This window comes from Staphylococcus sp. HMSC057A08 (assembly GCF_001812925.1).
Lineage (GTDB): Bacteria > Bacillota > Bacilli > Staphylococcales > Staphylococcaceae > Staphylococcus > Staphylococcus hominis.
Map to the genome: position 1 here is coordinate 1 of NZ_KV810836.1, position 282 is coordinate 282.

A 282-nucleotide genomic window follows, 5' to 3' on the forward strand; every position below is an offset into this window, starting at 1 on the left:
TCGATTATGGCTTTGATACCTACGCTAAACGTCGTGTACGTTTGCTAGGTGTCGATACGCCAGAAAGAGGACAGGATAAGTTTAAAGAGGCAACAGCGTTTACTAGAGAATGTGTGGAACATAAAGACATCTACGTTCAGACATACAAGAGCGATGTGTTCGGTAGATACCTAGCTAACGTGTGGTACGAGGACGGGCAACGTAGTTTGAACGATGATCTAAGAGACGCAGGACTATTGAAAGAGAATTCGAAATGGAATGAGGGGTAGGAATGGCAGAAGT

The 282-nt window shown here is 44.3% G+C and carries 1 protein-coding gene; it reads left to right on the forward strand.

Features of this window, described 5'->3' with window-relative positions; genetic code table 11:
* On the forward strand, nt 1-269 hold a 269-nt coding region (locus tag HMPREF2881_RS00900), incomplete at its 5' end, for a thermonuclease family protein (RefSeq protein ID WP_070653596.1).
* Nucleotides 270-282 lie beyond the last annotated feature (13 nt).